The organism is Pseudomonas sp. P7779, from assembly GCF_013386315.1.
Taxonomy (GTDB): Bacteria; Pseudomonadota; Gammaproteobacteria; order Pseudomonadales; family Pseudomonadaceae; genus Aquipseudomonas.
In genome coordinates this window covers 1-9,065 of record NZ_JACARZ010000068.1, presented here as the reverse complement: position 1 = coordinate 9,065, position 9,065 = coordinate 1, and the positions used below count along the sequence as shown (strand labels likewise).

General features: G+C 60.9%; 7 protein-coding genes. 3 read left to right on the top strand and 4 right to left on the bottom strand.

The features are described 5' to 3' along the window. Positions 1 to 25: 25 nt before the first annotated feature. A complete protein-coding gene (locus tag HX869_RS19945) occupies positions 26 to 664 on the bottom strand; it encodes a TetR/AcrR family transcriptional regulator (protein ID WP_087694933.1) in 639 nt (212 codons plus the stop codon). Between the two features lie 92 nt (positions 665 to 756). Here HX869_RS19945 and HX869_RS19940 point away from each other — a divergent pair, with 92 nt between their 5' ends. From HX869_RS19940 to HX869_RS19930, 3 genes are all read left to right on the top strand, one after another. Continuing rightward, entirely contained in the window at positions 757 to 1,857 is a 1,101-nt protein-coding gene (locus tag HX869_RS19940; protein ID WP_003219359.1) for an efflux RND transporter periplasmic adaptor subunit, read from the top strand. A 6-nt stretch (positions 1,858 to 1,863) separates the two neighbouring features. Beyond that, on the top strand, positions 1,864 to 4,929 hold the full coding sequence (locus tag HX869_RS19935) for an efflux RND transporter permease subunit (protein WP_134325827.1): 3,066 nt from the start codon (positions 1,864 to 1,866) through the stop codon (positions 4,927 to 4,929). Between the two features lie 542 nt (positions 4,930 to 5,471). Further along, the gene (locus HX869_RS19930) at positions 5,472 to 5,663 is read left to right on the top strand and encodes a hypothetical protein (protein WP_177036993.1); all 192 of its coding nucleotides are present in this window, start codon (positions 5,472 to 5,474) and stop codon (positions 5,661 to 5,663) included. Positions 5,664 to 5,711: 48 nt separating this feature from the next. Here the strand turns inward: HX869_RS19930 and HX869_RS19925 are convergent, their stop codons facing one another. The 3 genes from HX869_RS19925 to plsB all read right to left on the bottom strand — a co-directional run. Continuing rightward, on the bottom strand, positions 5,712 to 6,401 hold the full coding sequence (locus HX869_RS19925; protein ID WP_003219356.1) for a DUF4197 domain-containing protein: 690 nt from the start codon (positions 6,399 to 6,401) through the stop codon (positions 5,712 to 5,714). Between the two features lie 28 nt (positions 6,402 to 6,429). Continuing rightward, a complete protein-coding gene (locus HX869_RS19920) occupies positions 6,430 to 6,831 on the bottom strand; it encodes a YbaY family lipoprotein (protein ID WP_003219355.1) in 402 nt (133 codons plus the stop codon). 51 nt (positions 6,832 to 6,882) lie between these two features. Further along, positions 6,883 to 9,065: glycerol-3-phosphate 1-O-acyltransferase PlsB (plsB, locus tag HX869_RS19915; protein ID WP_178903552.1), on the bottom strand; the 2,183-nt coding region annotated here is incomplete at its 5' end.

Below are 9,065 nucleotides of genomic sequence, written 5' to 3'. Positions count from 1 at the left end.
CCTAAATAACGGATATGTACTCAGTTCAAAAAGCCCGATAAGCCCGCATAAACAGCCCCACAACCTCCTGCACATGCTCCTCGGCCGCCTCAGCGCTCAGTTGCCCCCCACACCCATACAACAAACAAAAATTCGCCGTCCCCTTGAGCAAGCAAAAAAAATGCTCCGCCGCGGTGAACGGTTTGGCAATACGCAATGCGCCACTTTGGTCGATCTTACAGAGCAGCCGCTCCATCCCCTGCAACATACGCATCGGCCCGGCCTCGAAAAAGATCTGCGACAACTTCGGATCCTGACTCCCGGAAGTCATCATCAACCGATGCAGGTTCACCGACTCCTCGCTATTGATCAGCACATGAAACCCGCGGGCGATATTGAGCAGCACCTTCTCCACCGGCACACCCTCGGGCAGCTCGAAATACATCACCGGTAACTGCTCTTCGCACTTGGCAACCACCGCCGCCGAGAACAGCGTCTCCTTGTCGGTGAAATGGCTGTACACCGTCAGCTTCGACACCCCGGCCTCCACTGCCACGGCATCCATGCTGGTACTGGCATACCCATTACTCAAAAACAGGATCTTCGCCGCATCAAGAATCGCCTGGCGTTTTGCCATGTCCTTGGGACGCCCGGGGCTATTGGTGTTCACAGGATTGTCGGACATTTTCACTTTATTACTGGACTGGTGAGTTTGGTATTAATAACATACTGGCCAGTATAATTATTCCTAGCACCATTAGCGAAAGGTCCTTCAGCATGCGCAGCTATTTCCTGCCACTCGCGTTGCCTGCCAGCTTGTTATTCCTGTTGGCTGCCTGTGGCCATGAAGAAGCGGCGCAAACCACCGTCCGCCCGGCCATGGTGGTTCAGCCAGAGCCTTCGGCGCAGGCTTCCGACAGCTACCCGGGCGAGGTGCGTGCACGCTATGAACCCGACCTGGCCTTTCGCATTGGCGGCAAAGTCAGCCGACGACTGGTGGAGGAGGGCGAGCGCGTCAAGGCCAACCAGCCCCTGGCCGAACTCGACCCTCAGGACGTACGCCTGCAACTGGAAGCCACCCGCGCCCAGGTCGCCGCTGCCGACGCCAACCTGAGCCTGGTACGTGCCGAGCGTGACCGCTACAAGACCCTGATGGACCGTCAGATGGTCAGCCGCTCCCAGTACGACAATTCCGAAAACCTCTACCGCTCCGGTGAAGCACGCCTCAAGCAGATCAAGGCCGAATTCGACGTGGCCAATAACCAGGCCGGTTACGCCGTGTTGCGCGCACCCCAGGATGGCGTGGTCGCCAAGCGTGCAGTGGAAGTCGGTCAGGTGGTGTCGGCCGGCCAGACCGTATTCACCCTGGCCACCGATGGCGAGCGGGAGGTGTTGATCAGCCTGCCGGAGCAAAGCTTCGGGCGTTTCAAGATTGGCCAGCCGGTGTCCGTGGAACTGTGGAGCCAGCCCGACCAGCGCTTCAACGGCCGCATCCGCGAACTGTCGCCGGCTGCCGATCCAAAGTCGCGAACCTTCGCCGCCCGCGTCGCGTTTACCGGCGGCAAAGTGCCTGCGGAACTGGGGCAGAGCGCTCGCGTCTTCATCCAGGCTGACGGGGTGATTCCCCTGGCGGTGCCGCTGTCTGCCCTGAGCGCGGAGAACGGCGCGTCCTACGTCTGGGTGGTGCAGCCCGACAATACCCTCAAGCGCACACCGGTGCGGATCGGCGCCTTTGGCGAGAAAACCGTGCCGGTGCTGGAAGGCTTGAACCCCACTGATTGGGTGATCGCCGCCGGTGTGCATGTACTCCATGAGGGCCAGCAAGTGCGCCCGGTGGATCGCGCCAATCGAGTGGTAAGTCTGGCGGCCAAGGAGTAGTCCCCGATGGGTTTCAATCTTTCCGAATGGGCGTTGCGTAATCGCCAGATCGTACTGTTCCTGATGATCCTGCTGGCAGTGGTCGGCACCTTGTCCTACACCAAGCTGGGACAAAGCGAAGACCCGCCGTTTACCTTCAAGGCCATGGTGATCAAGACCAACTGGCCAGGCGCTACGGCCCAGGAAGTGTCGCGCCAGGTCACCGAGCGTATTGAAAAGAAATTGATGGAGACCGGCGACTACGAGCGCATCGTCTCCTTCTCGCGGCCCGGTGAATCCCAGGTCACCTTCATGGCCCGGGACTCGATGCACTCCGCAGAGATCCCGGACCTCTGGTACCAGGTGCGCAAGAAAATCAGCGATATTCGCCAGACCCTGCCACCGGATATCCAGGGCCCGTTTTTCAACGATGAATTCGGTACCACCTTCGGCAATATCTACGCCCTGACCGGCGATGGCTTTGACTACGCCGTGCTCAAGGACTACGCCGACCGCATCCAGATTCAGCTGCAACGGGTGCCGGATGTCGGCAAGGTCGAACTGCTGGGCTTGCAGGACGAGAAGATCTGGATCGAGCTGTCCAACCTCAAGCTCGCCACCCTCGGCCTGCCGCTGGCGGCCGTGCAGCAGGCGTTGCAGGAACAGAATGCGGTGTCCACCGCCGGCTTCTTTGAAACCCCGAGCGAGCGCGTGCAGTTAAGGGTGTCCGGCAACTTCAAGACCGTTAAGGAGATTCGCGACTTCCCGATCCGCGTCGGTGATCGTACGTTCCGTATCGGTGACGTGGCCGAGATTCATCGTGGCTTCAACGATCCACCGGCACCGCGCATGCGCTACATGGGCGCCGACGCCATCGGGTTGGCCGTGGCCATGCGTGATGGTGGCGACATCCTGGTGCTGGGCAAGGCCCTGGAAGGCGAATTCGCACGCCTGCAGAAGAACCTTCCTGCCGGTATGGAACTGCGCAAGGTGTCGGACCAGCCGGCAGCGGTAAAAACCAGTGTCGGCGAATTCGTCCAGGTGCTCGCCGAGGCCCTGGCGATTGTGTTGCTGGTGAGCTTTTTCTCTCTGGGCGTGCGCACCGGCATGGTGGTCGCCCTGGCGATTCCGCTGGTGTTGGCCATGACGTTTGCCACCATGTATTACCTCGGCATCGGCCTGCACAAAATCTCCCTCGGCGCGCTGGTGCTGGCGCTGGGCTTGCTGGTGGACGATGCGATCATCGCCGTGGAAATGATGGCGATCAAAATGGAGCAGGGGTACGACCGGCTCAAGGCCGCCAGTTTCGCCTGGACCAGCACAGCCTTCCCGATGCTCACCGGCACCCTGATCACGGCCGCGGGTTTCCTGCCGATTGCCACGGCGCAATCGAGCACCGGTGAATACACCCGCTCGATCTTCCAGGTGGTGACCATTGCGCTGCTGGCCTCGTGGGTCGCCGCCGTGATGTTCGTGCCGTACCTGGGGGAAAAACTCCTGCCGGACCTGGCGAAGATTCATGCGGCCAAGCATGGCACCGACGGGCCGGATCCCTACGGCACACCCTTCTATCAGCGCGTAAGACGCCTGGTGGAATGGTGCGTGCGTCGGCGCAAGACGGTGATCGTCCTGACCTTGCTGCTGTTTATCGGCTCGGTGGCGCTGTTCCGCTTTGTGCCCCAGCAGTTCTTCCCGGCTTCCGGGCGACTGGAACTGATGGTCGACCTGAAACTGGCTGAAGGCGCGTCCCTGAGCAATACGGCTGACCAGGTCAAACGCCTTGAAGCCTTGCTCAAGGAACATGCAGGTATTGAAAATTATGTGGCCTACGTCGGTACCGGTTCGCCACGTTTCTACCTGCCGCTGGACCAGCAACTGCCGGCCGCCAGCTTTGCCCAGTTTGTGGTGTTGGCCAAGACCATCGAGGAGCGCGAAAGCTTGCGCACCTGGCTGATCGAAACCCTCAACGAACAATTCCCGGACCTGCGTTCGCGGGTTACGCGGCTTGAAAACGGCCCGCCGGTTGGCTACCCCGTGCAGTTCCGGGTAACGGGCGAGCACATCGAAGAAGTCCGGGCCCTGGCGCGGAAAGTGGCGGCCAAGGTTCGCGAAAATACCCACGTGGTCAACGTGCACCTGGACTGGGAAGAACCGAGCAAGATCGTCTACCTCAACGTTGACCAGGACCGCGCCCGTGCCCTCGGCGTGAGCACCGCCAACCTGTCGAAATTCCTCCAGAGTTCCCTTACGGGCTCCAGCGTCAGCCAGTATCGCGAAGACAACGAGTTGATCGAAATCCTGCTGCGCGGCACGGTGCATGAGCGCACCGAGCTGTCGCTGCTGCCAAGCCTGGCGGTGCCGACCGACAACGGCAAGAGCGTGGCGCTGTCGCAGATCGCGACCCTGGAATACGGCTTTGAGGAAGGCATCATCTGGCACCGTAATCGCCTGCCGACCGTGACCGTTCGCGCCGATATCTACGGCAAGGAACAACCGGCCACCCTGGTGCAGCAGATCCTGCCGACCCTCGAAGGCGTGCGTGCTGAACTGCCGGACGGCTACCTGCTGGAAGTTGGCGGCACGGTCGAGGATTCCGCCCGTGGGCAGAACTCGGTCAAGGCCGGTGTGCCGCTGTTTATCGTGGTGGTGCTGACCTTGCTGATGCTGCAATTGCGCAGCTTCTCCCGCACCGCGATGGTGTTTCTCACGGCGCCCTTGGGCCTGATCGGGGTGACACTGTTCCTGCTGGTGTTCCGCCAGCCCTTTGGGTTCGTGGCGATGCTGGGGACCATCGCGCTGTCGGGGATGATCATGCGTAACTCGGTGATCCTGGTGGACCAGATCGAGCAGGACATCAAGGCCGGCCTGGCTCCCTGGCAGGCGATTATCGAGGCGACCGTGCGGCGCTTCCGGCCGATTGTGCTGACGGCGCTGGCGGCCGTACTGGCGATGATCCCGCTGTCCCGCAGCGTGTTCTTCGGGCCGATGGCCGTGGCGATCATGGGCGGCTTGATTGTTGCGACGGCATTGACCCTGTTGTTCCTGCCCGCGCTGTATGCGGCGTGGTTTCGGGTGCGCAAGGAGGCGGTGTAAGGCTGCGAGTGGCAGGGGTGTCCTGTAAGGAAATGCCTCTGGTCATTCACACATAGACGCAAACTGCGACCCTGGGCGACGGAACGTTTGCCCATGGTGCTCCACTCAGAATTGTCTGATTGACAGACGTCGTTGTCGGGGCCGCAAGCCTGCGGTCCCGATGAACAACAATGAGTTCATGGAGTGTCATATGTTTATTTTGTCTGCCCTGGCAGCTTTCAAAGGTGCTTTCCTGGGGTCACTGCTGGGCAATCTGTTGCCTGGTTCCAATAAAGAAGCTGATACGGCGCGACCGCACAAGCCCGGCCATGGACGGCCCGGTTTCAACCACGGCCATCACTCCCGGCCAACGGGGCCTGTCCTGCCTGCGCGGCCCAAGCCGTATCACCAGGCGCCGGTGCATGAGGCCCACCAACCCTACCAGAGGTCATCGGCACTCTTTCCGATCCATCGATAGCCGCTGACTCGAGGCAGCCCGGGAACCACTCGGGCTGCCTTGCCACTCAGAGGGGGCTTTTGACCATAGATATCGAGGAGTGTGTATGATTTTTCCAGTACTGGTTTCACCACTGCACCTGTTGGGGGCTGTATTTGGAATAGGGCCGAATTTCGGTCGGTCCAATGGCAATGGCCAGCCCGAGATCAACATTAATATCAAAACCGAAAACAACACCACCAACAGCAGCAACGGCAATGCCGTGGGTAGTGATTTGCCTTGCAAGTGCCGCTATTAAAAAAAACGCCCTGAATAGTTCAGGGCGTTTTTAGTTGCCGGGTATGGTCTACAGCGCGCCGAACACCTTCTTGGCCAAGCTGGTGGCAGCCGCCGCCGGGTTCTTGCGAATGGTTTCTTCCTGCTGGGCGATCATCTTGAACAGCCCGTCCAGCGCCTGTTCGGTCACGTAGCTTTCGACATTGGCGCTCTTGGCATCAATGGCGCCAAAGGTGGCGGCCTTGCCGGCGAGCGCGTTGTACTGCTGGGCCACGCCGACCTTGTCGGTAGCGGCCTTGACGATCGGCAGGAACTTGGCCCGGATCTCGTCACGGCTGCTTTTGTTCAGGTACTGGGTGGCCGAGTCCTGGCCGCCGGTGAGGATGCCCTTGGCATCGGTCACACTCATGTTTTTCACCGCGTTTACCAGGATCGGCTGGGCCTGGGTGACAGCAGACTCGGCCGCCTTGTTCATGCTGGTTTCAAGTTGCGTGACCTGGTCACCCATGCCGAACATTTTCAACTTGTCAGCGACTTTGCCCAACTTGCCCGGCAGGCCGATCTTCACTTCGGGGTTGTTGCTGAAACCACCGGGCACACCCAGTTGTTTCACGGCAATCTGTGCGCCTTGGGTCAGTGCATCCTTGAGGCCGCCGGTGGCGTCGCCCTGGGACAGGCTGCCGAGGGACAAGGCCATGGCGTTGGCACCGAGCAGCAAGCCGGCGCACAGGGCAGTGAGGCGAAGGGAGTTACGGAGCATGGGCGCTTCCTTATGTTCGATATTTTAATCAGTGTGCAACCGCATCCACGCGCAGGCGCAGCGGTTGTGGGTCCTGGCCGTTCAACTGCACGGAGTGCCGTTCGGTGGTGATAAACAGTAGCTTGCCCTCCAGTTCGATGCGAGCGCTCACTGAGTAACTGTGGCCAGGCTTGACCTGGGTCGGGTCGTAGCTCAGATGAAAGGGCAGCGGCACCTGGCCTTTCACCGGGCCTTTCTGCTCGGCCAGGGTCACGGCCGGGGCATCCATCAAGGACACATCCTGCAGGGTCACACTCAAGGTGGCGGCGGGCGGCAGGGCGATGCGTTGCAGGTAGAAGACTTCGCCATCGAGGCTGGCTTTGGGCGCGGGGCTCATGGTCTGGCAGGCTCCCAGCAGGGCGGTCAGGCCCAGGAGGATGATTTTTTTCATGGTGCAGCTCCTTGTCAACGGCGCCAGAAACACCCTGGCGCCTCGGTCACTCTAGTGTGTTTCTTCGGGTACCACAGGCTGGTCTGGCGCCTCTTCGCTGCGATGCAGTGCGACCTGGCGAATTGACAGGCGAATCTCCGCGGGCAATACGCGTTTGGCTGCGCCTTCGGCCAGCTCACCCAGCAGCGGGTGATAGCTCAGTTTGCCGGCCTCGTCGCGACGCAGCACATCTTGCTCCAGCAGGGTCTGGATAAAATGTCGGAAAAGGCTCTTGTCGAAGAACTCCGGGGCATTCAGGCCGTGCAGGATCGACAGGCGCTGGGCCATGACCGTGCACAGGTCTTCCAGCTCTTCGGCGCTGATGCTGTTCTGGCCGCTGTTGAGCAGCAGCGAGATCGCCATGTAGAAGCGTTGCAGGGTCTGGGCGATGCTCTTGGACAGCAGGGTCAACAGCACAAACTGCCGTGAGCTGGGCGCCGGGCGCAGGTACACGTCGTTTTCAAAACGCAGCAGGCCTTGTTCGACGAAGGCGTCCAGCCACTGGTCGACCACAGCATCCAGTTCGTCCAGGGACCAGCGGATAAACAGCTCCGATTGCAGGTACGGGTAGAGCGCACGGGTATAGCGCAGGATCTGTTCGCGGCTCATCCGCGAGCTGCTCTGGAAGAAACTCGCCAGCAGCGCCGGCAGGGCAAAAATGTGCAGCACGTTGTTGCGGTAGTAGGTCATCAGGACGGCGTTCTGCTCGTCCAGGTAGAGGATCTTGCCCAGTGCATCGCTCTGTTCCGACAGCAGGTGCATGTCCTTGACGTGCTTGATCAGCGCCAGGCCGTCGCCTTCCGGCAGGGTGGTGTGGGGCGAGTAGGGCACCTTGCGCAGCAGTGCCAGGTACAGATCCAGCTGGCGCGCCATCGCCTGTTCGTCCAGGGCCAGGCGGGTGGTGGACAGCAGCGCGAGGGCCACCAGGTTCACCGGATTGATCGCCGCCGCTTCGTTCAAGTGTTGCGCCACCCGTTCGCCGAGGCGGTTGGTGGTTTCGTTGAGCCACGCCGGCTTGTAGTTCGGGCCCAGCTCCTGGGAGCGCCAGTCGGGCTGCTCGCTGTCGAGGAATTCAGCCAGCTTGATCGGTTCGCCGAAGTTCACGGCGACCTGGCCAAAGCGCTGCTTGAGGGCGCCGACCACTTTGAAAATATCGAATATCGACTCTTTCTTCTTGCTCGCACCGCGCAGTTCGCCCAGGTAAGTGCGGCCTTCCAGCACCCGCTCATAGCCGATGTACACCGGCACGAACACGATGGGCATGCGCGAGGAACGCAGGAAGCTGCGCAGGGTGATCGCCAGCATCCCGGTCTTCGGTTGCAGCATGCGCCCGGTGCGCGAGCGTCCGCCTTCGACGAAGTATTCCACCGGGAAACCCTTGGTGAACAAGGTGTGCAGGTATTCGTTGAACACCGAGGTGTACAGCGGGTTGCCCTTGAAGGTGCGGCGCATGAAAAACGCCCCGCCACGGCGCAACAGGCTGCCGATCACCGGCATGTTCAGGTTGATCCCGGCGGCGATGTGCGGCGGGGTCAAGCCATTCTTGAACAGGAGGTAGGAGAGCAGCAGGTAGTCGATATGGCTGCGATGGCACGGTACATAGATCACCTCGTAGCCCTGGGCGACCTTTTGCACACCTTCGATGTTGTTGACCTTGATGCCGTCGTAGATCTTGTTCCAGAACCAGCTCAGCACCACTTCGAGGAAACGGATGGCGGTGTAGGTGTAGTCCGAGGCGATCTCGTTGCCATAGCGCAGGGCCTGGGCCTTGGCTTTCTCGGGGGTGATTTTCTCGCGTTCGGCCTCGTCGAGGATCGCCTGGCGTACCAGTGGCATGTTCACCAGGCCCTTCACCAGGTTGCGCCGGTGGGACAGGTCGGGGCCGATCACTGCGGTTTTCAGGTTGCGAAAGTGCACCCGCAGGATGCGTTGGGCCATGCGCACGGTGCGTTCGTGGCCTTTATTGTGCTCGATCAACTCACGCAGGTTGATGGGCGCGGAGAATTGCACCCGGGTCTTGCGGCCCAGGATCAGGATGCTCAGCAGCCGGCGCAGGCGGCCGGTGACGGCCCAGCTGTCGGCGAACAGCAGTTTCCAGGGGCTGGACTCGCTGTCGGGCGACTGGCCCCAGAACACGCTGACTGGAATGATCTGTGCATTCTCTTCGGCGTGTTCGGTGAGCACATCCACCAGGC